The sequence below is a fragment of the Pseudomonas entomophila genome (genome assembly GCF_029478665.1).
GTDB classification, from domain to species: Bacteria; Pseudomonadota; Gammaproteobacteria; order Pseudomonadales; family Pseudomonadaceae; genus Aquipseudomonas; species Aquipseudomonas entomophila_F.
Genome location: NZ_JARPQB010000001.1, coordinates 224,167 through 245,653 on the forward strand (window position 1 = coordinate 224,167; position 21,487 = coordinate 245,653).

General features: G+C 64.0%; 20 protein-coding genes and 1 tRNA gene. 11 read left to right on the forward strand and 10 right to left on the reverse strand.

Annotation, left to right across the window (positions count from 1 at the left end; genetic code table 11):
* Nucleotides 1-69 precede the first annotated feature (69 nt).
* On the forward strand, nucleotides 70-1,128 hold the full coding sequence (gene nadA, locus P5705_RS01115; protein ID WP_277459101.1) for a quinolinate synthase NadA: 1,059 nt from the start codon (nucleotides 70-72) through the stop codon (nucleotides 1,126-1,128).
* A 126-nt stretch (nucleotides 1,129-1,254) separates the two neighbouring features.
* Here nadA and P5705_RS01120 read toward each other — a convergent pair whose 3' ends face one another.
* Nucleotides 1,255-2,691 carry a M48 family metalloprotease gene (locus P5705_RS01120; protein WP_277459102.1) on the reverse strand — a complete coding sequence of 479 codons (1,437 nt, stop codon included), beginning with the start codon at nucleotides 2,689-2,691 and terminating at the stop codon, nucleotides 1,255-1,257.
* A 106-nt stretch (nucleotides 2,692-2,797) separates the two neighbouring features.
* Here P5705_RS01120 and P5705_RS01125 point away from each other — a divergent pair, with 106 nt between their 5' ends.
* Complete coding sequence (locus P5705_RS01125) at nucleotides 2,798-3,037, forward strand: sulfurtransferase TusA family protein (protein ID WP_011535136.1); 240 nt, start codon at nucleotides 2,798-2,800, stop codon at nucleotides 3,035-3,037.
* 22 nt (nucleotides 3,038-3,059) lie between these two features.
* Nucleotides 3,060-4,130, forward strand: a complete 1,071-nt coding sequence (locus tag P5705_RS01130) for an AI-2E family transporter (RefSeq protein ID WP_277459104.1) — start codon at nucleotides 3,060-3,062, stop codon at nucleotides 4,128-4,130.
* An 83-nt stretch (nucleotides 4,131-4,213) separates the two neighbouring features.
* Here the strand turns inward: P5705_RS01130 and P5705_RS01135 are convergent, their stop codons facing one another.
* Complete coding sequence (locus P5705_RS01135; protein ID WP_277459105.1) at nucleotides 4,214-4,687, reverse strand: peroxiredoxin; 474 nt, start codon at nucleotides 4,685-4,687, stop codon at nucleotides 4,214-4,216.
* A 10-nt stretch (nucleotides 4,688-4,697) separates the two neighbouring features.
* On the reverse strand, nucleotides 4,698-5,258 hold the full coding sequence (locus P5705_RS01140; RefSeq protein ID WP_011535133.1) for a glycine cleavage system protein R: 561 nt from the start codon (nucleotides 5,256-5,258) through the stop codon (nucleotides 4,698-4,700).
* 259 nt (nucleotides 5,259-5,517) lie between these two features.
* On the opposite strand from P5705_RS01140, the gene dapA reads away from it, so the two are divergent.
* The 5 genes from dapA (at nucleotide 5,518) to P5705_RS01165 (ending at nucleotide 9,218) form a co-directional block, all read left to right on the forward strand.
* Complete coding sequence (gene dapA / locus P5705_RS01145) at nucleotides 5,518-6,405, forward strand: 4-hydroxy-tetrahydrodipicolinate synthase (RefSeq protein WP_277459106.1); 888 nt, start codon at nucleotides 5,518-5,520, stop codon at nucleotides 6,403-6,405.
* 17 nt (nucleotides 6,406-6,422) lie between these two features.
* Nucleotides 6,423-7,538 (forward strand): outer membrane protein assembly factor BamC, encoded by a 1,116-nt coding sequence (bamC, locus tag P5705_RS01150; protein WP_252091389.1) that lies wholly within the window; start codon nucleotides 6,423-6,425, stop codon nucleotides 7,536-7,538.
* Nucleotides 7,539-8,297 (forward strand): MBL fold metallo-hydrolase, encoded by a 759-nt coding sequence (locus P5705_RS01155; RefSeq protein ID WP_277459107.1) that lies wholly within the window; start codon nucleotides 7,539-7,541, stop codon nucleotides 8,295-8,297.
* Nucleotides 8,298-8,326: 29 nt separating this feature from the next.
* On the forward strand, nucleotides 8,327-9,037 hold the full coding sequence (purC, locus tag P5705_RS01160) for a phosphoribosylaminoimidazolesuccinocarboxamide synthase (protein WP_011535129.1): 711 nt from the start codon (nucleotides 8,327-8,329) through the stop codon (nucleotides 9,035-9,037).
* A 91-nt stretch (nucleotides 9,038-9,128) separates the two neighbouring features.
* A tRNA-Ser gene (locus tag P5705_RS01165) sits at nucleotides 9,129-9,218 on the forward strand.
* 99 nt (nucleotides 9,219-9,317) lie between these two features.
* Here the strand turns inward: P5705_RS01165 and P5705_RS01170 are convergent.
* Nucleotides 9,318-9,800: a hypothetical protein gene (locus P5705_RS01170; protein WP_277459110.1), complete on the reverse strand. Its 483-nt coding sequence runs from the start codon at nucleotides 9,798-9,800 to the stop codon at nucleotides 9,318-9,320.
* 976 nt (nucleotides 9,801-10,776) lie between these two features.
* Between P5705_RS01170 and P5705_RS01175 the strand changes: the two genes are divergently transcribed.
* Nucleotides 10,777-10,968, forward strand: coding sequence for a DUF4223 family protein (locus P5705_RS01175; RefSeq protein WP_011535125.1), 192 nt, complete (start codon nucleotides 10,777-10,779; stop codon nucleotides 10,966-10,968).
* 347 nt (nucleotides 10,969-11,315) lie between these two features.
* On the forward strand, nucleotides 11,316-12,953 hold the full coding sequence (gene mqo, locus P5705_RS01180; protein ID WP_277459112.1) for a malate dehydrogenase (quinone): 1,638 nt from the start codon (nucleotides 11,316-11,318) through the stop codon (nucleotides 12,951-12,953).
* A 268-nt stretch (nucleotides 12,954-13,221) separates the two neighbouring features.
* Here the strand turns inward: mqo and P5705_RS01185 are convergent, their stop codons facing one another.
* On the reverse strand, nucleotides 13,222-13,557 hold the full coding sequence (locus tag P5705_RS01185; protein ID WP_277459113.1) for an ArsR/SmtB family transcription factor: 336 nt from the start codon (nucleotides 13,555-13,557) through the stop codon (nucleotides 13,222-13,224).
* Between the two features lie 50 nt (nucleotides 13,558-13,607).
* On the opposite strand from P5705_RS01185, the gene P5705_RS01190 reads away from it, so the two are divergent.
* Nucleotides 13,608-14,699: an NADH:flavin oxidoreductase/NADH oxidase gene (locus P5705_RS01190; RefSeq protein ID WP_277459115.1), complete on the forward strand. Its 1,092-nt coding sequence runs from the start codon at nucleotides 13,608-13,610 to the stop codon at nucleotides 14,697-14,699.
* A 153-nt stretch (nucleotides 14,700-14,852) separates the two neighbouring features.
* Here P5705_RS01190 and P5705_RS01195 read toward each other — a convergent pair whose 3' ends face one another.
* The 5 genes from P5705_RS01195 to P5705_RS01215 form a co-directional block, all read right to left on the reverse strand.
* On the reverse strand, nucleotides 14,853-16,097 hold the full coding sequence (locus P5705_RS01195) for an FAD-dependent oxidoreductase (protein WP_277459116.1): 1,245 nt from the start codon (nucleotides 16,095-16,097) through the stop codon (nucleotides 14,853-14,855).
* Complete coding sequence (locus tag P5705_RS01200) at nucleotides 16,094-17,674, reverse strand: aldehyde dehydrogenase (NADP(+)) (RefSeq protein WP_277459117.1); 1,581 nt, start codon at nucleotides 17,672-17,674, stop codon at nucleotides 16,094-16,096. The genes P5705_RS01195 and P5705_RS01200 overlap by 4 nt, the downstream gene beginning before the upstream one ends.
* Before the next feature lie 154 nt (nucleotides 17,675-17,828).
* Nucleotides 17,829-18,776, reverse strand: coding sequence for a dihydrodipicolinate synthase family protein (locus tag P5705_RS01205; RefSeq protein ID WP_277459119.1), 948 nt, complete (start codon nucleotides 18,774-18,776; stop codon nucleotides 17,829-17,831).
* Between the two features lie 41 nt (nucleotides 18,777-18,817).
* Nucleotides 18,818-19,744 (reverse strand): 4-hydroxyproline epimerase, encoded by a 927-nt coding sequence (locus tag P5705_RS01210; protein ID WP_277459121.1) that lies wholly within the window; start codon nucleotides 19,742-19,744, stop codon nucleotides 18,818-18,820.
* 97 nt (nucleotides 19,745-19,841) lie between these two features.
* On the reverse strand, nucleotides 19,842-21,458 hold the full coding sequence (locus P5705_RS01215) for an APC family permease (protein ID WP_277459124.1): 1,617 nt from the start codon (nucleotides 21,456-21,458) through the stop codon (nucleotides 19,842-19,844).
* Between the last annotated feature and the right edge of the window lie 29 nt (nucleotides 21,459-21,487).

Consider the following 21,487-nt stretch of genomic DNA (forward strand, 5'->3'; position numbering starts at 1 on the left):
TAGCCGATCTGCCAGGGCCGGGTGATACACTCGACTGACGCGCCCACGCGCCCCGCAGGTCCAGCGATCATGACCCAGATTTCCGAACGCCTGTTGGTTCAGGCCCATCTTGATGCCAAACAGCCCAATCCGCTGACGCCAGAGCAGGAAGCCGAGTACCGCTCGGCCATCGCCGCGGAACTGAAACGGCAGAATGCCGTGCTGGTCGCCCACTACTACTGCGATCCGGTGATCCAGGCGCTGGCCGAGGAAACGGGCGGCTGCGTGTCCGACTCGCTGGAAATGGCCCGTTTCGGCAAGAACCATCCGGCCGAAATCGTGGTGGTGGCCGGTGTGCGTTTCATGGGCGAGACCGCGAAGATCCTCACCCCGGAAAAGCGCGTGCTGATGCCCACCCTCGAGGCGACCTGCTCCCTCGACCTGGGCTGCCCGGTGGAAGCCTTCTCCGCCTTCTGCGACCAGCACCCCGAGCGCACCGTGGTGGTCTACGCCAACACCTCCGCCGCGGTGAAGGCACGGGCCGACTGGGTGGTGACCTCCAGTTGCGCGCTGGAGATCGTCGAAAGCCTGATGGACAACGGCGAGACCATCATCTGGGGCCCGGACCAGCACCTGGGCCGCTACATCCAGAAGCAGACCGGTGCCGACATGCTGTTGTGGGACGGTGCCTGCATCGTCCACGAAGAGTTCAAGTCGCGCCAACTGGCCGACATGAAGGCGCTGTACCCGGACGCGGCGATCCTGGTTCACCCGGAGTCGCCGGAAGCGGTGATCGACCTGGCCGATGCGGTGGGCTCCACCAGCCAGTTGATCAAGGCGGCGCAAACGCTTCCTAACAAGACCTTCATCGTCGCCACCGACCGCGGCATCTTCTACAAGATGCAGCAGCTGTGCCCGGACAAGGAATTCGTCGAAGCCCCCACCGCCGGCAACGGCGCGGCATGCCGTAGCTGTGCGCACTGCCCGTGGATGGCCATGAATACGCTGGAGCGGGTGCTGGATTGCCTGCGCCAGGGCAGCAACGAGATTTTCGTCGAGCCGGCGCTGATTCCCAAGGCGATCAAGCCGCTGAACCGCATGCTGGATTTCACCCAGGCGGCGCGTCTGAAGTTGTCCGGTAACGCCTGACGAGATTTGCCGGCGCTCGCTGGACTGTTGCTTCCGTAGGAGCGGCTTTAGCCGCGATGCAGGCACCGTGGTGTCTGTTGGTGACCGCGGCTGAAGCCGCTCCTACAGGACGCTCGGTGCCGGAACCTAGCGCCCCATCATCTCCTTGACCATCCGCTGCTGCTCCATGATCTCGCGCTGGCGCTGGTCGATCTGCGAGGCCAGCGGGAAGTTGTTGCCTGCGCGGCGTTTGGCGTAGTCAAGCTGCTGGATCGCCTGGTCGAAGTCGCCGACCAGGGTGAAGTACTCGGCACGGGCGCGGTGCAGGCCGATGGTGTTGCCCGACAGGCCACGCACTTCAGCCACGTCGTACCACACATCCGGATCGTCCGGCCGGCTCTTGACCAGGTCGTCCAGCACCTTTTCCGCCTCGGCCGGCTTGCCCTGCTTGATCAGCAGGTCGGCGCGTACCTGTTTCAACGGATAGTTGCCCGGATACAGCCCCTGCAGGCGCTGGGCGCGCTGCTGGGCGTCGGCCAGGCGGTTGTTGGTGATGTCCAGGTCGATCTGCGCCAGGTTGTAAGTGATGTCGTTGGGCGCCTTTACCAGCAGCGGCTTGAGGTTTTCCCGCGCTTCGTTGAGTTGGCCGCCCTTGATCTGCGCCAGGGCCAGGCCATAGCGCGCGGCGTCCATCTGCGGGTTCTCGTCAAGCTGGGCGCGGAAGCGCTTGGCGGCAAGGCCCGGGGTGCCTTCATACGTCAGTGCCACGCGAGCGCGGATCAACTGGTAGCGCAAGGTGTCCTCGGTGCCATCCTTGCGGGCTTGTTCGGCGCGGTTGCGGGTGTCGGCGATACGCGATTCGGTGACCGGGTGGGTCAGCAGGAATTCCGGCGGCTTGGCGTCATAGCGGTACTGGCGGGCCAGGCGCTCGAACATGTTGGGCATGTTGCGCGGATCGTAGCCTGCCTTCTCCAGGTTGAGGATGCCGATGCGGTCGGCCTCCTGTTCGTTCTGCCGGGAGAAGCGCCGTTGTTCCTGGATCGCCGCAGCCTGGGTGCCTGCGATCACGCCGATACCGGCATCGCCACCGCCGCCCGCGGCCAGCACGATGCCGGCCAGCAGCGCGGCCATCATGGGTAGTTGCATGCGTTGCTGGGCTTCGACACCCCGGGCGAAGTGGCGTTGCGACAAGTGCGCCAGTTCGTGGGCCAGTACCGAGGCATATTCGCCCTCGGTCTGGGCGTTGAGGAACAGGCCGCCGTTGACCCCGATGATGCCGCCGGGCGCGGCGAAGGCGTTGAGTTCCTTGCTGTCGATAAGGATGAACTCGAGGCGGCGGTCCTGTACCTGGCTGGTTTCGGCCAGCTTGTACACGGTGGTTTCGACGTAGTCCTTGAGCTGCGGGTCGTTCAACTGGTTGACCTGGCCCCGCAACAGGCTCAGCCAGGCGCGGCCGAGCTGGTGTTCCTGCTGCGGCGAAACGATCGCGGAGCTGGCATCGCCCAGTGACGGCAGGTCGTCGGCGTGGCCGGGCAGGGCCATCAGGCAGGCCAGCGTCAACAGGGTGGGGCGCAGTAGATTCATGCAGAAGCTCGCGTCGATCAAAAGGCTTACTGTAGCCGGGTCGCGCGATGCCGACCAGTGGCGCTATCCTACGGGACTTTTCCGCACCGCCCTGGAGATGTACCTGATGAGCGACACCCCGACCTGCGACGCCGAACTCGACGCCAGCGGGCTGAACTGCCCCTTGCCGCTGCTCAAGGCCAAGATGGAGCTCAACCGCCTGGCCAGCGGCGCGGTGCTCAAGGTGATCGCCACCGATGCCGGCTCGCAGCGCGACTTCCGCACTTTCGCCCAGCTTGCCGGTCATACGCTGCTGCGTGAAACGGCCGAAGCCGGGGTCTACACCTACTGGCTACGCAAGGCCTGAGTCTTTTTTCCAAGGATCGTCAATGTTCAAAGTGCTACGCGACTGGATGCAGCGCTACTTCTCCGATGAGGAGGCGGTGGTGCTGGCGGTCCTGCTGTTCCTGGCCTTCACCGTGGTGCTGACGCTGGGCGGCATGCTTGCGCCGGTGCTGGCGGGCATGGTGCTGGCGTTCCTGATGCAAGGGCTGGTCAACGCCCTGGAGCGGCTGAAGGTGCCGAGCCGGTTGGCGGTTTGGCTGGTGTTCACCCTGTTCATGGGCGCCCTGGCGGTGTTCATGCTGGTGCTGGTGCCGCTGCTCTGGCATCAGTTGATCACATTGTTCAACGAGCTGCCGGGCATGCTCGGCAAATGGCAGTCGCTGTTGCTGTTGCTGCCGGAGCGCTACCCGCACCTGGTGTCCGACGAGCAGGTGCTGCGGGCCATCGAGTCAGTGCGTGGCGAAATCGGCAAATTCGGCCAGTGGGCGCTGACCTTCTCGTTGTCGAGCCTGCCGCTGCTGGTCAACGCCATGATCTACCTGGTGCTGGTGCCGATCCTGGTGTTCTTCTTCCTCAAAGACCGCGAGTTGATCGGCCGCTGGGTCAGTGGCTACCTGCCGCGCCAGCGCACGCTGCTCAATCGGGTGGGGGTGGAAATGAACCGGCAGATCGCCAACTACATCCGTGGCAAGGGCATCGAGATCCTGATCTGTGGCATCGCCACCTACATCGCCTTCATCAGCCTGGGGCTCAACTATGCGGCCTTGCTGGCGCTGCTGGTGGGGTTGTCGGTGGTGGTGCCCTACGTGGGGGCGGTAGTGGTGACCGTGCCGGTGACGCTGATCGCGCTGTTCCAGTGGGGCTGGGGCGACCAGTTCATCTACCTGATGGCGGTGTACGCAATCATCCAGGCGCTCGACGGCAACGTGCTGGTGCCGTTGCTGTTCTCCGAGGCGGTGAGCCTGCACCCGGTGGCGATCATTTGCGCAGTACTTTTGTTTGGTGGGTTGTGGGGCTTCTGGGGGATCTTCTTCGCGATCCCGCTGGCGACGCTGTTCAAGGCCGTGCTGGATGCCTGGCCGCGGCAGGAAACGTCAGTCGCGCCGATGTTGTGAGGCTTTCGCCGGCAAGCCGGCTCCTACCTTGATCGCGGTGATCTTGAACCTGTAGGAGCCGGCTTGCCGGCGAATGGACTGCCTCAGGCCTTGTTCAGGGCCTCGGCCGCCGCCAGCACGGCATCCACATGCCCGGGCACCTTCACCCCGCGCCATTCCTGGCGCAGCACGCCGTTCTTGTCGATCAGGAAGGTGCTGCGGTCGACGCCCATGTACTCCTTGCCATACAGCTTCTTCAGCTTGATCACGTCGAACAGCTGGCACAGCGCCTCGTCCTTGTCGCTGATCAGCTCGAAGGGGAAGGCCTGCTTGGCCTTGAAGTTCTCGTGCGACTTGATGCCATCGCGCGACACACCGAATACCACGGTGTTGGCCGCCTGGAACGCCGCGTGCTGGTCGCGGAAACCCTGGCCCTCGGTGGTGCAGCCCGGGGTGCTGTCCTTGGGATAGAAGTACAGCACCACCTGCTGGCCCTTGAGGCCGGCGAGGCTGACGGCCTGGCCGCTGGTGGCCTGGGCCTGGAAATCGGCAACGGGTTGGTCGAGTGCTACGGCCATGGGAGCTTCCTTACACGGGGTTCTGTGGGCGCCACGGTTCGATCAGCGCATCCAGGTTCAGGGCGTCGGCGAAATCGAGGAACTGGTCGCGCAGCCAGCTGATCTGGGTGCCGGCCGGCAGGATCACGGTGAACTGGGCGTTGAGCATGCTGCTGCCGGTCTGCGGGGCGAGGTAGGTATCGCAGGTCATCGCTTCCAGCTCGACGCGGTGGTCGAGGAAGAACTGGCACAGCTCGTTGATGATGTCCGGGCGATAGGCGGCGCTGACGTAGGCGACGTACGGCAGGGCCTGCGGGCGTACCTCCTGGTCGGCGCTGCGCACCACGTCCAGTGTGAGGCCGTGCTTCTTGCCCAGGCCGGGCAGGGTGGCCTCCAGGCGCGCCAGGGCATCCCAGCTGCCGCCGACCTGCAGTACCAGGGCGCTGGTTTCGCCGTGACGGGTCAGGCGCGAGGTGACCACCGCGCAGCGGTTGTCGAAGGCAGCGCGGCTCAGGACGTTGGCCAGCTCCATGGGGTTGGGGCCCAGGGCGCTGATGACGAGGAATTGTTCGCGAACGGTGGGGGTGGACATGCAGCATTCCTAAAGCGATGAGCGGTCGATGCAGGACGGGGGCAAGCCTCCAGTATCAGCGGGCCCCGGCCGGATTTACGGGCGGTGGACGCAGGCGAGGCGCACTGTCGACGGCCCGGCGGGCCGCGCTGCAACGATCAAAGGATCAAGGGTAGCGAAAAGCGGCGCGAAGGGGAATGCTCCGCCCGCCTGCTTCGCTTGTGCAAGGCCGATGGCGCCAGTACCATTACCGCTCTCTTTTTCCGGCAGGAGCAATTACATGATTGCGGGCAGTATGGTGGCGTTGGTCACACCCATGGATGCACAAGGGCGTCTTGATTGGGACAGCCTCGACAAACTTGTAGACTTCCACCTGGAAAACGGCACCCACGCGATCGTAGCTGTTGGCACCACCGGCGAGTCCGCCACGCTGGATGTCGAAGAGCACATCCTGGTCATCAAGCACGTGGTCGAGCGCGTCAAGCACAGCAACAAGCGGATCCCGGTGATCGCCGGTACCGGTGCCAACTCCACCGCCGAAGCCGTGCACCTGACCAAGAACGCCAAGAATGCCGGCGCCGACGCCTGCCTGCTGGTCGTGCCGTACTACAACAAGCCGACGCAAGAAGGCCTGTACCAGCACTTCAAGCACATTGCCGAAGCCGTCGACATCCCGCAGATCCTCTATAACGTGCCCGGCCGCACCTCCTGCGACATGCAGGCCGACACCGTGATTCGCCTGTCGAAGGTCAAGAACATCATCGGTATCAAGGAAGCCACTGGCGACCTGCAGCGTGCCAAGGCCATCCTGGAAGGCGTCGACAAGGACTTCATCGTCCTGTCCGGCGACGATCCGACTGCCGTCGAGCTCATTCTGATGGGCGGCAAGGGCAATATCTCCGTCACGGCCAACGTCGCCCCGCGCGAAATGGCCGACCTGTGCGATGCCGCCCTTGCGGGCAATGCCGAGAAGGCCCGCGCAATCAACGAAAAACTCATGCCGCTGCACAAGGACCTGTTCTGCGAGGCCAACCCGATCCCGGTGAAATGGGCGCTCGTGGAAATGGGCCTGATGCACAAGGGTATCCGCCTGCCGCTGACCTGGCTGAGCGAAGGCTGTCACGAAAAAGTCCGTACTGCCTTGCGCCAGTCCGGCGTACTGGTTTAATCGAGGAAGTACACCGCATGAAGCGACTGGCTGGTCTTTCCACGCTCGCCCTGATCATTTCCAGCACCAGTGGGTGTGGCTGGCTGTGGGGTGAGGATGGCTATTTCCGCGACCGCGGCAGCGATTACCTGCAGGCGCACCCCACCGCGCCAATGCAGCTGCCACCGGACGCCAGCAACGTCAAACGCATGGACCCGCTGCTGCCGATCCCGCGCAACGTTGCCGACGATCGCGCCACCGGCGAGTTCGAAGTGCCGCGCCCACAACCGCTGTCGGCCACCGCCGAGGTCAGCGATTTCAGCCTGCAGCGCAGCGGCAGCAGCCGTTGGGTGCTGGCCCAGCGCTCGCCGGCCGAAGTCTGGCCCGTGACCCGCCAGTTCTTCGAGGACAACGGCTTCCGCATTGCCGAAGAGCGTCCGCAGACCGGTGAGTTCAGCACCACCTGGCAGCGTTTCGACGAACTGTCCGCTTCCCTCGGCCAGCGTCTGGCCAGCGCCTCCAGCAGCTCGGACAGCGAAGTCCGTGTGCGTGTGCGCATGGAGCCGGGCGTGCAGCGCAACACCTCCGAAGTGTATGTGGTCAGCGTCGAGCGCCCGGCCGGCAGCACCGCTGAACCAAGCTTCCCGTCCACCTCCAGCAATACCGGCGCCGACGCGCTGCTGGTCGACGAAATGCTTGCCAGCATGAACCGCAACGCCGAGAAAGGCGGTTCGGTGTCGCTGCTCGCCGCGCGCGACTTCGACGCCCCGAGCCAGGTCAGCCTGAGCGAGGACGGCAGCGGCAACCCGGTGCTGTACCTGGGCTCCGACCTCGACCGTGCCTGGTCCGGCGTGGGCCGTGCACTGGAGCAGGGCGAGTGGCGTGTCGAGGACATCAACCGCAGCCTGGGCCTGTACTACATCAACCTGTCCGAGAAGCCCGACGACAAGCAGAAGGAGCCTGGCTTCTTCAGCCGCCTGTTCGGCAGCGAACCAAGCAAGGAAGAGCGTGAAGCCCGTGCCGAGCGTTACCAGGTGCGCCTGAGCAAGGTGGGTGAGAACGTCCAGGTGACTGTCGAGAAGAACATCAACACCGTAGCCCCGGCTGATGTCGCCCGCCGCGTGCTGAGCGCGATCCAGGATCACCTGGGCTAAGTGCGCTTCGCGGTTCTTGGAAGCGGTAGCCAGGGAAACGGCACGCTGATCGCCAGTGGTGACACGTTCATCCTGGTCGACTGCGGCTTCTCGCTACGGGAAACCGAGCGGCGCCTGGCGCTGCTCGGGGTGTCGGCCTCGCAGCTGAGCGCGGTGCTGGTGACCCACGAACATGCCGACCACGTGCATGGGGTAGGGTTGCTGTCACGCCGCTACAATGTACCGGTCTACATGAGCCAAGGCACATTGCGCGGCCTGCGCAAGCCGGTGGACGTGGCCGGTTTCCTCGGTTGTGGCGATGTGCTGCCGGTCGGTGACCTGCAGGTCAGCGCCACCCGGGTCGAGCACGACGCCTACGAACCGTTGCAGTATGTGATCAGCGATGGCCGTCGGCGTTTCGGCATGCTCACCGACCTGGGCAGCTACGACTACCACCTGTTGTCGCGCTATCAAGGGCTGGATGCACTGCTGATCGAGGCCAACCATTGCCGTGACCTGCTGGCCCGCGGTCATTACCCGAACTTTCTCAAGCTACGGGTCGGCGGCAGCCAGGGACATTTGAACAACCACCAGGCCGCCAGCCTGGTGGCCGAGCTGGGCTGGCAGCACCTGCAGCACCTGGTGCTGGCCCATCTCAGCAGCAAGAACAACCTGCCACATCTGGCCCGCCAGTGCTTTGTCGACACCCTCGGGTGCGACCCGGACTGGCTCCAGGTGGCCAACCAGGACCATGGGCTCGACTGGCGCCAGATCGCCTAGCCCACCTACTCAAGCAAGCGGAGCCCATCATGGAAAAACGCGACGAACTCTACCGCGGCAAGGCCAAATCGGTTTACAAGACCGACGACGCCGACCGCTTGATCCTGCTGTTCCGTAACGACACCTCGGCGTTCGACGGCAAGCGCATCGAGCAGCTGGACCGCAAGGGCATGGTGAACAACAAGTTCAACGCCTTCATCATGCAGAAGCTCGAAGAGGCCGGCGTGCCGACACAGTTCGACAAGCTGCTGGGCGACAACGAGTGCCTGGTGAAGAAGCTCGACATGATCCCGGTCGAATGCGTGGTGCGTAACTATGCCGCCGGCAGCCTGGTCAAGCGCCTGGGCGTGGAGGAGGGCATCAAGCTGGAGCCGTCCACCTTCGAGCTGTTCCTGAAGAACGACGAGAAGGGCGACCCCTTCATCAACGAATCCCACGTCGTCGCTTTCGGCTGGGGCACCGCCGAGCAACTGGTCGAGATGAAGAAGCTGTCGCTGAAGGTCAACGAAGTGCTGAGCAAGCTGTTCGACGACGCTGGCCTGCTGCTGGTCGACTTCAAGCTGGAGTTCGGCGTGTTCCACGGCCAGATCGTCCTGGGTGACGAATTCAGCCCGGACGGCTGCCGCCTGTGGGACAAAGAGACCCGCAAGAAGATGGACAAGGACCGCTTCCGCCAGGGCCTGGGCGACGTGATCGAAGCCTATGAAGAAGTTGCCAAACGCCTGGGCGTGCCGCTGTAAGCGGCGCGTTCACGCAAGCGCCTGATACCACGCGAATTTTTTTCAAAAAAGGTTTGCCAGAAACGAAAACGCTGGTATGATGCGCGCCATTGGAGAGATGCCGGAGTGGTCGAACGGGACGGATTCGAAATCCGTTGTACTGGCAACAGTACCTAGGGTTCAAATCCCTATCTCTCCGCCATACGCGAAGTAGTCGAAGCCCCCGAAAACGTTGAGTTTTCGGGGGCTTCGTCGTTATGGAGGCGGGTAAGCTCAGGGAGAAGCTCGCTGCGACGTGTTTCTACGCGTCGGGTGTAGCGTGGCCCAAGGCGGGGGGCTGTATCGTGGGTGACGACTGGGGCAGGATGGCGATGTCGCCTTTACCTGTTTGATAGAGCGTCACGCTCAATGCTGCCACCGCTACACCAAGTGCAACAGCGGTCAGCGTGGCGCCCCAGATATTCAGCTTCAGGTTCCCTAGTCGAACAATGTCTCGACGCACATCTGCGATCGAGTCATCCAGACGCTTGTCGCGCTCTGTCTGTGCGCCGAGAAAGCCGTCGATTTTCGAAGCGATGGCTTCTACCCGAGCATCCATCTTGATCTCGATGGTCTCGAACTTGGCATTGAGTTCTTCGCGGCTCAGGTCATTTATGGTTGCAGCATCAACCCGCTCTGCTGGCATGTCACGTCCACCCAAGCCCAAGCCTGCTGCATGAAGCCGCTGAAGATGGTTGACCCAAGGTTTTCGCGGCCCACCGCCTGGTGTGTCTTTTTTAGCCATCTGCGGCCTCCACTACGAATAGCTCCTGAAGCACCATGATCTGTTCGTCCAGGGCTTCGACGAGGGAGAGCCTAGAGCAGCACCCAGCCAGCGGCAATACATTGGCGGGCCTGAACGCTCGATTCGGAAATGGACTACCGGTTATTAGGCAAGGTGTTGATATGGCCAGATGCTATTACTTGTGTGTCTGTCGCGCCTTGAAGAGATCGCCCCTTTTGCTCGAAAAAATGCATGCAATGAAGTTCGAAACGACTTCAATACCGGGGGCACATTAAATAGCGGGGTTGTTCGTAACTGCGTGGGAGAAATCTTGCGACAGTGTTTTGGCCATGCCGGTGAGATAGTGTGCGGCGGCCAATAATGTGGGGGCGTTCTTCGGTGGATCAGGGGCGATTCACTATTAGGGCGTCCACCACCAGCTGTCAAACCAATGGAGGCAGCTGTACGTAGGTTGACAGACCGAGGCTCAGGATCCCGGCACACACGAATGTGCCCCACGCACAGCTGCCATAAAGCAGCCATTGCGTTCTGAGATTCGGCCTGTCAAAGCCGGTCGTTGAGTGGGCAACGACGGACTGAGACAAGGCCGCGCATCGTGCGGCTGCAATGGCTTGAAAGGGGTAAAAGTGTGCTTCGGAAATGGACTACATGGAATCAGGAAAGTCTGATGTGAGACTTGTAGGAATGTGGAGGAGTGGTCGGTTTAGTTGCTCTCCATATGCCTCGACAGGCATCAAAAATTTGCGGTGTCTGCTTCGCGGATAAATCCGCTCCTACAGGAGGGCGAGTAGCACCGAATCATGCTGAACAAGATTGCCTGTAACGATTTAGCAAGCTTAGTCGTGGCTCCAAAAATGGATGGGCTTCCGGTCGGCAACTAGTGCACGTGTACTAGCGGCGTTCACACTCCCGCCCTTTTCCCGTATGATTCGCGCGCCATCAGCATGATGGTGGATCATGGACTTAAAGGATTTTTATGAAAAAGCTGATCAAAGCTACTGTTGCTGTCGCTGTTGTTTCGGGCGTTGCCCTGCTGTCCGGTTGCACTGGCCAAGTCTACAACCAGCCGAAGAACTGCTCGTACGACTACCTGTTCCACCCATCGGTTTCCATCTCCAAGATGATCGGCGGCTGCGGCCCGATCGATAAACTGCCTCAGCAGCAGTAATCCTGGGATACCCCTGATCAGGCCATAGGTGGCTTGATCCAAGACCCCCGGCCAAGGACTTGGCCGGGGGTTTTTGTTTTCTGGCGACGGGATTCGTCATCGGCCTGCGTGGCGGCTTGTCGCGTGGCAACCTGTCGTATTGACGCCCCGGCCCGCGTTTGTTTGTGCTGGCAATTCGGTTACAATCCGTAAATCGTTTCAGCCTTGTCGGTCAATCCGACCAAAGGCTGCCGCGTCCAATGTCTCTCTGGCTGCTGAACAATGATCACAACAAGCCTGCGCTGAAGAACATGGAAACCAGGGCCAGCCACAGGCCCACCCTCCGTTCTACTGACTGGAATCGATCAATGTTCAAGAAAGCTGGCAAGACCTTGCTGGGTCTGGCAGTCGCGGCGAGCTTCATGCAAGCGCACGCCGCAGACACCAAGAAAGTCGACGTGCTGCTGGTCGGCGGCGGCATCATGAGTTCCACCCTGGCTGTCTGGCTCAACGAGCTGGAACCAAGCTGGTCGATGGAAATGGTCGAGCGCATGGACGGCGTCGCCGAAGAAAGCTCCAACGGCTGGAACAACGCCGGTACCGGCCACTCCGCGCTGGCCGAGCTCAACTACACCCCGCTGGACAAAGACGGCAAGGTCAACATCACCAAGGCCATCGAGATCAACGAGTCGTTCCAGATCTCCCGCCAGTTCTGGGCCTGGCAGGTACGCCAGGGCGTGCTGCAGAACCCGCACTCGTTCATCAACACCACCCCGCACATGAGCTTCGTCTGGGGCGATGACAACATCAAGTTCCTGAAGCAGCGCTACGAGGCCCTGCAGGCCAGCCCGCTGTTCCGTTCGATGCAGTACTCGGAAGACCACGCGCAGATCGCCAAGTGGGTACCGCTGATGATGGAAGGGCGCGACCCGAGCCAGAAGCTGGCCGTGACCTGGACCCCGATCGGCACCGACGTCAACTTCGGTGAGATCACCCGCCAGTTCGTGGGTCACCTGAAGACCAAAGAGAACTTCGACCTGAAGCTGTCCAGCGAAGTGCAGGACATCACCCGCAACGAAGACGGCTCCTGGCACGTCGAGTACAAGAACCTGAAGGACGGTACCGAATCGGCCACCGACGCCAAGTTCCTGTTCATCGGTGCCGGCGGCGGCGCGCTGAAGCTGCTGCAGAAGTCGGGCATCCCGGAAGCTAAAGAGTACGCAGGCTTCCCGGTAGGCGGCTCGTTCCTGGTAACCGAGAACCCGACCGTGGCCATGCAGCACATGGCCAAGGCCTACGGCATCGCCTCGACCGGCGCGCCACCCATGTCGGTTCCGCACCTGGACACCCGCGTGCTCGATGGCAAGCGCGTGATCCTGTTCGGGCCATTCGCCACCTTCTCGACCAAGTTCCTCAAGAACGGCTCGTACCTGGACCTGCTGAGCAGCACCACCACCCACAACATGTGGCCGATGGCGCGCGTCGGTATCGACCAGTACCCGCTGGTGGAGTACCTCGCCGGCCAGCTGATGCAGTCTGACGACGACCGTTTCGCTGCCCTGCAGACCTACTTCCCGAACGCCAAGAAGGAAGACTGGAAACTGTGGCAGGCCGGCCAGCGCGTGCAGATCATCAAGCGTGACGAAGAGAAGGGCGGCGTGCTGAAGCTGGGCACCGAAGTCGTCGCTTCCCAGGACCGCACCATCGCCGGCCTGCTGGGCGCCTCGCCAGGTGCCTCGACCGCCGCGCCGATCATGCTCAACGTGCTGGAAACCGTGTTCAAGGAGAAGGTCGCCACCCCTGAGTGGCAGGCCAAGATCAAGGAGATCGTCCCAAGCTACGGTACCAAGCTGAACGATTCGGCCGCCGCCACCCAGAAAGAGTGGAACTACACTGCCGAAGTACTGCAGCTGGAAAAACCGCCGGTGATCGACCAGAGCGTGGGCACCACCGTTGTGCCAAGCGCCCCGGTCGAGAGCAAGCCTGCGAACGACATGGCGCTGTAAGGCCAGACGGTTTGCCGGGCCTGCCCGGCAACACCCACCACGAGCGTCGCCCCTGGCGGCCTCGTGGTTTTTTTATGCCCGAGAATCGGGCAAGGGATTTACGCCTACCCCTGTAGGAGCGGCCTTGCGCCGCGAAAGGGCTGCGTAGCGGCCCCAGCATTTCGATGTTGAGCAACGATCGCCGGGGCCGCAATGCGGCCCTTTCGCGGCGCAAGGCCGCTCCTACAGGGATCGCGCAAGGCTTGAGATTGGTGTGGCCGGGTGTGCCTCAGCGCTGCCCTAGAATGCTGCCAAGCAAACCAGGAAAGCGCGTCTCCAGCTCTTCGCCACGCAACGAATTCATATGCGTGGTGCCGATGTTGCGGGTATACACCAGCCCCGCCTCACGCAGCACGCGGAAGTGGTGGGACATGCTGGACTTCGGCCGACCGCCGTCGAGTTCGCCGCAACTGGCTTCAGGCACGCTGGCCAGGTGGCGGACGATTTCCATGCGCACAGGGTCGCTCAGGGCGTAGAGCAGGCGCTCGAGGGTGAGGTCTTCGGGGTTGGGGTGGGAGTAGGCTCGCATGCTCGACATGATAACGGGGGTTTCATAAATTGCCATAGTTCGAATATGATCGAACTACCGTAATTGAATCTCCCCGGAGAATTGCCATGTCTGCACTGTTCCAGCCTTACACCCTCAAGGACGTTACCCTACGCAACCGCATCGCCATTCCGCCGATGTGCCAGTACATGGCCGAGGACGGCGTGCTCAACGATTGGCATCAGGTGCATTATGCGAGCATGGCCCGTGGTGGTGCCGGCCTGCTGGTGGTCGAGGCCACTGCCGTGGCGCCGGAAGGGCGCATTACCCCCGGTTGCGCGGGCATCTGGAGCGACGCCCATGCCCAGGCCTTCGTGCCGGTGGTGAAGGCCATCAAAGCCGCGGGTTCGGTGCCCGGTATCCAGATTGCCCACGCCGGGCGCAAGGCCAGCGCCAACCGCCCGTGGGAAGGTGACGATCACATCGCAGCCGACGACGCCCGTGGCTGGGACACCATCGCCCCATCGGCCATCGCCTTTGGCGCCCATTTGCCGAAAATGCCGCGCGAAATGACCCTGGACGACATCGCCCGGGTCAAACAGGACTTCGTCGATGCCGCACGCCGTGCGCGGGACGCGGGTTTCGAGTGGATTGAACTGCATTTCGCCCACGGTTACCTGGGGCAGAGCTTCTTCTCCGAGCATTCCAACAAGCGTACCGACGCCTACGGTGGCAGCTTCGAGAACCGCACCCGCTTCCTGATGGAAACCCTGGCCGCCGTGCGTGAGGTGTGGCCGGAGAACCTGCCGCTGACGGCGCGTTTCGGTGTGCTGGAATATGACGGGCGCGATGAGCAGACCCTCGACGAGTCCATCGAGCTGGCGCGCATGTTCAAGGCCGGTGGCCTGGACCTGCTGAGCGTCAGCGTTGGTTTCACCGTTCCGCAGACCAATATCCCGTGGGGTCCGGCGTTCATGGGGCCGATCGCCGAGCGCGTGCGGCGTGAGGCTGGCATTCCAGTGACCTCGGCATGGGGCTTCGGCACGCCGGAGCTGGCCGAAGCTGCCCTGAAGGCCGACCAGCTCGACCTGGTGTCGGTGGGGCGTGCGCACCTGGCCGATCCGCACTGGCCGTACTTTGCCGCCAAGGCATTGGGGGTGGACAAAGCGTCCTGGACCTTGCCGGCGCCTTACGCGCACTGGCTTGAGCGTTATCGCTGAGTGATCTGTTCGTGGCCTGATGATTTGGCACAACCTCTGTAGGAGCGGCTTCAGCCGCGATCACCCGCAATGCGGGTGCCAGAGACCACGCGGCCTGCATCGCGGCTAAAGCCGCTCCTACGGGAAAAATGTCGCCCTCGTAGGAGCCGGCTGTCAAAACCGGTCCACCTTGTACGCGTCCAGATGCGCATCCCGAGGGCCCTGCGCCAACCGCCCAATCCATTCCGCCGTCACCGCCGCCTGGGTCAACCCCAGGTGCTGATGCCCGAACGCCAACAGCACCCGGCCATTCGCCACCCGGTCGATCACCGGCAGGGAATCAGGTAGCGATGGCCTGAAGCCCATCCATGGCGTCGCCCCTTCGGCATCCAGGTCACGCTGGAACAAGCCTTGGCTCAAACGGTGCAACTGCCACGCCCGCTGCATGCTCGGCGGCGCGTCCAGCCCCGCGAACTCCACCGTGCCGGCCAGGCGCAGGCCATCGGCCATGGGCGTCATGATGAACTTGCGCTCCAGGGAGGTGACCGCGAACGGCAGCCGCTGCGGTTCGTTGGGCAGCATCAGGTGGTAGCCGCGCTCGGTATCCAGGGGCACCCGGGTGCCGGTCAGGCCTTCAACCAGTTTTGCCGAATGGGCACCACAGGCGATCAGCACCTGTCGGGCCTGTAGCTCGCCTTGGCTGCTGTGCAGGGCGATGCCATCACTGTGCAGCCGACCGCCGTGAATGTCCCGGTTGGCGAAGCGTACGCCCGCCGCCTGTGCTGCATCGAACAACGTGTTGACCACTTGGTACGGATCGATGAAGTGTCCGGTGCGGGGGAAGAACAGGCCACCCTGGATCTGTGTGCTCAACTGCGGCGCCGCATGCCGCACCGCCCGGGCCGCCCAGAAGTCGACCGGCACTGCCTGCTGTTGCAGGCGCGCCTGCAAGGCCTCGAGTGCCGGGCGTGACGCCGGGCGTTCGAATACCAGCAGCGAGCCGTCCTCCCGGAGCAGGTTGCCGTGCCCGAGGCTGCCAAGCAGGCGCTGCCAGGCGCCGAGGCTGGCCTCGTTCAGGGCGCGCAGGCCTGCCACGCTACGCTGGAACGGCGTCGGGCGCAGGTTGAGCAGCAGCCGGGTGAACCAAGGGATGGCCTGGGGCAGGTACTTCCAGTCCAGGCGCAACGGCCCCATCGGGTCCATCAGCATGGCCGGCAGGCGCTTGAGGATCGACAGGTCGGCGATGGGGAAAACCTGCTCGCTGGCCAGGTGCCCGGCGTTGCCATAGGAGGCGCCGTGGCCGGGGGCTTGGCGGTCGATCAGCAGCACTCGCTTACCTTGGCGGGCCAGCTGCAGGGCGCAGGCGACGCCGATGATGCCGGCGCCGATCACGGCGATGTCGGTATCGGTGCTGCTCATGCGCCTTCCCGCTTGCCGTCGAGCAACCGGCGCAGGTGCAGGGGGTTATCGTGTTTCAAGGCCTCGGGCAGCAGCGCGTCGGGAAAGTCCTGGTAGCACACCGGGCGCAGGAAACGCAGGATCGCCGCAGTGCCCACCGAAGTGCCGCGGGTATCGGACGTGGCCGGGAACGGCCCACCGTGGACCATCGCATCGCACACCTCGACCCCGGTCGGCCAACCGTTGACCAGGATGCGCCCGGCCTTGCGTTCGAGGGTGGGCAGCAGTTGGCGTGCGTTGGGCAGGTCGGCGGCGTCCAGGTGCAGCGTGGCCGTCAACTGGCCCTCCAGGTGCTCGGCGACCTGGCGTATTTCCTCGTCGCTGTCGCAGGCCACCACCAGCGAGGCGGCGCCGAACACTTCGGCTTGCAGCGCCGGGTCCGCAAGAAACGCTTGAGCTTGGGTGACGAAAACGTAAGCCTGGCATTGGTTCGGGCCTTGCTGGGGCAGGCCGCTGGCAACGGCATGGGCATTGCCGTTTTCACTCAGCGCCGCGACACCGTTTGCATAGGCGCTGGCGATGCCGGGGGTGAGCATGGTTTGCGCCGCCACGGGTTGAATGTGATCGCCGGTGGCGGTGATGAACCGTTCAAGCGCGGGCCCTTGGCGGGCGATCACCAGCCCCGGGTTGGTACAGAACTGGCCGGCCCCCTGGGTCAGCGAAGTGACGAAGCCCTGGGCCAATGCCTCGACGCGGGCCTGCAAGGCGGCGTCGAAGAGGAACACCGGGTTGATCGAGCTCATTTCGGCATACACCGGGATCGGCTCGGGACGTGCCTGGGCCGCCTGGCACAGGGCGATGCCGCCACTGCGCGACCCGGTGAAACCGACTGCCTTGATGCGTGGGTCGCTGACCAGGGCGATGCCGATTTCGCGGCCGGCGCCGTACAGCAGGGAGAACACGCCTTCGGGCAGTTCGCACAGCTTGGCCGCCCGGGCCACGGCCTGGCCGACCAGTTCGCTGGTGCCGGGGTGGGCGCCATGGGCCTTGACCACCACCGGGCAGCCGGCGGCCAGTGCCGAGGCGGTGTCGCCGCCGGCCACCGAGAAGGCCAGTGGGAAGTTGCTGGCGCCGAACACCGCTACCGGGCCAAGGGCCACCTGGCGCTGGCGCAGGTCCGGGCGTGGCAGCGGTTGGCGCTCGGGCAGAGCGTGGTCGACGCGCACATCGAGCCATTCGCCGGCTCGCACCACGCGGGCGAAGGTGCGCAGCTGAGTGCAGGTGCGGGCGCGCTCGCCTTGCAGGCGAGCCTTGGGCAGGCCGGTTTCGGCGTTGGCGCGGTCGATCAGCAGGTCGCCCAGGGCTTCGATCTGCTCGGCGATCGTTTCGAGAAAGCGAGCGCGTTGTTCGAGCGAGGTTTCGCGATATTCATCGAACGCTGCCCAGGCCAGGGTACAGGCCAGAGTCACGTGTTCATGGGTGGCGCCAGCATAGGCGGGTTCGAGTGCCTGGTTGGTGGCCGGGTCGATGGCGCGGACTGCTTCATGGCTACCGGGGACGCGGGTCTGGCCGATCAGCAGGTTGCCTGTCAGGGTCATGGGGGCTTCCTTCGCAGTTTCGTGGATGCGTTGTGGCGCTTGTAGGAGCGGCTTTAGCCGCGATGCAGGCACCGCGGTGTGTGGCACCCGCGTCGCGGGTGATCGCGGCTGAAGCCGCTCCTACAGGGGGCACGCCAAATCAATGGGGTATGCGTCAGGCCAGGTTCTGCTCGGCCGACCAGCTGGCGTACCAGGTGCGGAACAGCGCGTACTGCTGCTCGGCGTAGTGGCGCTGGGCATCGGTCAGGGCGTCGGTTTCGTTGAAATGCAGGCTGTACTCGCGGTCGCCGTTGAGCACCATCAGATGCTTGTAGTACAGCACCAGGTCGCAGCCCTCATCGAACGACGACAGTACCGCCAGCGCCGACTCCAGCTCCCGGGCCAGGCGCCGGGCCTTGGCGTCACCCTTGGCGGCGCGCTTGCTCAGGCTGACCAGTTGCAGCACTTCGCGGGGCAGGGCGTTGCCGATGCCGGTGATGGCGCCGGTGGCGTTGCAGTTGACGAAACCGTGCACTACCTGGGTGTCGACGCCGACCATCAGGGTCACGGCGTCATCCTGGGAGGTGATGTGCTCGGCGGCGTAGCGCAGGTCGGCGCCGCCGCCGAACTCCTTGAAGCCGATCAGGTTGGGGTAGGCGCGACGCAGTTCGAAGAACAGGTCGGCGCGGGTGGCGAAACCGTAGTAGGGGCTGTTGTAGATCACTGCCGGCAGCTTCGGCGCGGCCGCGAGGATTGCCGAGAAATGATGCTTCTGGGCGATCAGCGAGGCGCCGCGCGACAGCACCCGGGGGATGACCATCAGGCCGGCGGCGCCGACCTTGGCGGCGTGGGCGGCATGGGACACCGCTTCACGGGTGTTCACCGCGCCGGTGCCGACGATGGTTGGGATACCGGCGGCCACCAGGCGCGCGACCCCTTCCTGGCGCTCGGCCTCGGTCAGCAGCGGCCAGTCGCCCATCGAGCCGCAATACACCACCGCGCTCATGCCGGCGTCGATCAGTTCGCGGCCCTTGCGTACCAGGGCGTCGAAGTCCGGCTTGCGCTCGGCGGTGCAGGGGGTCATCAGGGCGGGCATGGTGCCGGTGAAGATGTTGTCGGTCATTGTTGTCACTCCAGGCGGTATTCAGTGGGAAATGAACGGGGTCAGATGCCCCAGGCGAACGGATCCTGCTCGTCGATCAGCAGGGTGCTGTCGGCGGTCATGTAGGCGCGGCCGGTGATGAACGGGCGGATGTGATCGCCCTCGCGTTCGTAACGGCCCTGGAACTGGCTGCCGGTGATGCTGGCCTGGGTCCAGACCTGTCCTTCGGCGAGCTTGCCGTCGGCGGCCAGGCACGCCAGCTTGGCGCTGGTGCCGGTGCCGCAGGGCGAGCGGTCGTAGGCCTTGCCGGGGCACATGACGAAGTTGCGGCTGTCGGCATGGGCGTCGTCGGCGAACAGTTCGACATGGTCGATCGGGGCGCCGTGTTCACCAGTGATGCCCTGGGCCTCGAGGGCCTTGAGCAGGGCCCAGGTGTAGTCGGTGAGGGCTTCGCGGTTGTCCAGCTCGATGCGCTGGTCGTGGTCGGAAACCAGGAAGAACCAGTTGCCGCCCCAGGCGATGTCGCCGCGCACCAGGCCATGCTCCGGTACGTCCACCGCCACCTGCCGGCGGTAGCGGTAGGACGGCACGTTGCCGACGGTCACTGCGCCATCGTCATGCAGGGTGGCGCTGACCTGGCCGACCGGCGTGTCGATCTTGTGCGCGCCGGGCTCGATCAGCCCCAGGTGCCGGAGCGAGGCGACCAGCCCGATGGTGCCGTGGCCGCACATGTTCAGGTAGCCGGCGTTGTTGAAGAAGATCACCCCACAGGTGGCGTCGGCCGAGACCGGCGGGCAGTACAGCGCGCCGACCAGCACATCGTTGCCGCGCGGCTCCAGCAGGCAGGCGCGGCGCCAGTGGTCGTGCAGTTCGCGCAACTCGTCGCGCTGCTCGGCCATGCTGCGGCCGGTGAGGGCCGGGAACCCTTTCATCACCAGGCGGGTGGGTTCGCCGCCGGTGTGGGAGTCGATGACATGAACCTGTTTCATGAGTGTGTCCATTTGGAGTTGAGCAATGTCTTGTGCTGTCTGTTCGGGCCCTTTCGCGGCTAAAGCCGCTCCTACAGGCGAACAGGGCCGACACGTTTCAAGAAGCAATGGCTGCGGGGCGATGGGCTGCTTGAGGCTGTGTACTGGCCTCGCTCTCATCCTCGCCATCCAGCCGCACCAGCCGCGCTGGCACGCCAGTGGCCGCGCCCCAGTAGTAGATCCCCAGCGCGCTGGCAGCCACGACCAAGGTGTCGAACGGGTGCCCGATCACCCCCAGGCCACCGAAGCTGCCCAGCCAGGACAGGAAAATGGTCACGGCGTAGAAGCCGATCAGCCAGGCCGACGAGCGCACCTGCTGGCCCAGCGACAAGTGCTCGGTGGGCACGAACCGGCGGCACAGCAGGTACAGCACGAACATCACGATCTGCAGGGCCAGCAGCCAGGACACGGTGTTCCAGCCCGACCAGTAGACGATCAGCGCGGCGATGATGAACGACAGTGGCCCGAGCACACCCATGCCCTTGACCCGGAACGGCCGAGGCATGTTCGGGGCGCTGCGCCGCAGGGCGGCGACCGACACCGGGGCCACGGCGTAGCTCAGCACCAGGGCGGCCGACACCACATTGATCAGGGCTTCCCAGGACGGGAACGGCAAGGTCCAGAACACCGCCAGGCCAAAGGTCAGCCACAGCGCCGGGCGTGGGATGCCGGACTGCTCGTCGATGCGGGTGAAGTACTTGAAGAAGGTGCCGGTCTGCGCCCAGCCATAGACCACGCGCGGGGTGGCGTTCATATAGATGTTGCCGCAGCCGCTGGGCGAGATCACCGCGTCCGCCACCACCAGGTAGGCCAGCCAGCCGACACCCAGGGCCAGCGCGATGTCGCGGTAGGGCAGGGCCAGTTCCTTGGTCACCCCGGCCCAGCCGTTTGCCAGCATTTCGGTCGGGATGCTACCGAGGAAGGCCAGTTGCAGCAGCGCGTAGATGGCGGTGGACAACAGCACCGAGAGGATCAGCGCGATGGGGATGGTGCGCTGCGGGTTCTTCACTTCGCTGGCCACCGAGATGATCGGCGTGAGCCCCAGGTAGGCGAAGATGATACCGCCGGCCGACACGGCCATTTCCACGCCGGACAGGCCGAACGGGGCGAAGCCCTGGACCGAGAAGTTCTCCGGTTTGAAGAAGCTGAACAGCACGCCGATCACCAGCAACGGCACGATGAACTTGAACACGCTGACCAGGTTGTTGGCCTTGGCGAAGGTCTTCACGCTGCGGTAGTTGAGCACGAAGAACAGCAACAGCAGGGCGAACTGCACCAGCCAGCCGAGCACTGTCGGGTCGCTGGAGCCGGCCTTGGTCAGCCCGGGAAACCAGGCCGCGGCGTATTGGCGCGAGGCGACCACTTCGATGGCGATCAGGCTGGAGAAGGCGATAAGGGTGATGAAACCCATCAGGTAGCCCAGCAGCGGGCCGTGGGAGTACACCGGGTAGCGCACCACGCCACCGGCGCGGGGCAGGGCGGCGCCCAGTTCGCAGTAGACGATACCCAGCAACAGCACGGCGAAGCCGCCGAGGAACCAGGAGAGGATGCCGGCCGGGCCGGCGATGGCCGAGACGTGGCTGGCGGCGAAGAGCCAGCCGGAGCCGAAGATGGCGCCGAGGCCGATGAAGGTGAGGTCCAGCAATGACAGCTGTTTCTTGAATTTGCCTGACATGGGGTCGCCTTTTTGTAGGTTTTGGATAG

What these genes read in the sequence shown, in the direction of transcription:
- nadA (WP_277459101.1), top strand. Translation starts at nt 70, where the DNA reads ATGACCCAGATTTCCGAACGCCTGTTGGTTCAGGCCCATCTTGATGCC.
- P5705_RS01120 (WP_277459102.1), bottom strand. Translation starts at nt 2,691, where the DNA reads ATGAATCTACTGCGCCCCACCCTGTTGACGCTGGCCTGCCTGATGGCC.
- P5705_RS01125 (WP_011535136.1), top strand. Translation starts at nt 2,798, where the DNA reads ATGAGCGACACCCCGACCTGCGACGCCGAACTCGACGCCAGCGGGCTG.
- P5705_RS01130 (WP_277459104.1), top strand. Translation starts at nt 3,060, where the DNA reads ATGTTCAAAGTGCTACGCGACTGGATGCAGCGCTACTTCTCCGATGAG.
- P5705_RS01135 (WP_277459105.1), bottom strand. Translation starts at nt 4,687, where the DNA reads ATGGCCGTAGCACTCGACCAACCCGTTGCCGATTTCCAGGCCCAGGCC.
- P5705_RS01140 (WP_011535133.1), bottom strand. Translation starts at nt 5,258, where the DNA reads ATGTCCACCCCCACCGTTCGCGAACAATTCCTCGTCATCAGCGCCCTG.
- dapA (WP_277459106.1), top strand. Translation starts at nt 5,518, where the DNA reads ATGATTGCGGGCAGTATGGTGGCGTTGGTCACACCCATGGATGCACAA.
- bamC (WP_252091389.1), top strand. Translation starts at nt 6,423, where the DNA reads ATGAAGCGACTGGCTGGTCTTTCCACGCTCGCCCTGATCATTTCCAGC.
- purC (WP_011535129.1), top strand. Translation starts at nt 8,327, where the DNA reads ATGGAAAAACGCGACGAACTCTACCGCGGCAAGGCCAAATCGGTTTAC.
- P5705_RS01170 (WP_277459110.1), bottom strand. Translation starts at nt 9,800, where the DNA reads ATGGCTAAAAAAGACACACCAGGCGGTGGGCCGCGAAAACCTTGGGTC.
- P5705_RS01175 (WP_011535125.1), top strand. Translation starts at nt 10,777, where the DNA reads ATGAAAAAGCTGATCAAAGCTACTGTTGCTGTCGCTGTTGTTTCGGGC.
- mqo (WP_277459112.1), top strand. Translation starts at nt 11,316, where the DNA reads ATGTTCAAGAAAGCTGGCAAGACCTTGCTGGGTCTGGCAGTCGCGGCG.
- P5705_RS01185 (WP_277459113.1), bottom strand. Translation starts at nt 13,557, where the DNA reads ATGGCAATTTATGAAACCCCCGTTATCATGTCGAGCATGCGAGCCTAC.
- P5705_RS01190 (WP_277459115.1), top strand. Translation starts at nt 13,608, where the DNA reads ATGTCTGCACTGTTCCAGCCTTACACCCTCAAGGACGTTACCCTACGC.
- P5705_RS01195 (WP_277459116.1), bottom strand. Translation starts at nt 16,097, where the DNA reads ATGAGCAGCACCGATACCGACATCGCCGTGATCGGCGCCGGCATCATC.
- P5705_RS01200 (WP_277459117.1), bottom strand. Translation starts at nt 17,674, where the DNA reads ATGACCCTGACAGGCAACCTGCTGATCGGCCAGACCCGCGTCCCCGGT.
- P5705_RS01205 (WP_277459119.1), bottom strand. Translation starts at nt 18,776, where the DNA reads ATGACCGACAACATCTTCACCGGCACCATGCCCGCCCTGATGACCCCC.
- P5705_RS01210 (WP_277459121.1), bottom strand. Translation starts at nt 19,744, where the DNA reads ATGAAACAGGTTCATGTCATCGACTCCCACACCGGCGGCGAACCCACC.
- P5705_RS01215 (WP_277459124.1), bottom strand. Translation starts at nt 21,458, where the DNA reads ATGTCAGGCAAATTCAAGAAACAGCTGTCATTGCTGGACCTCACCTTC.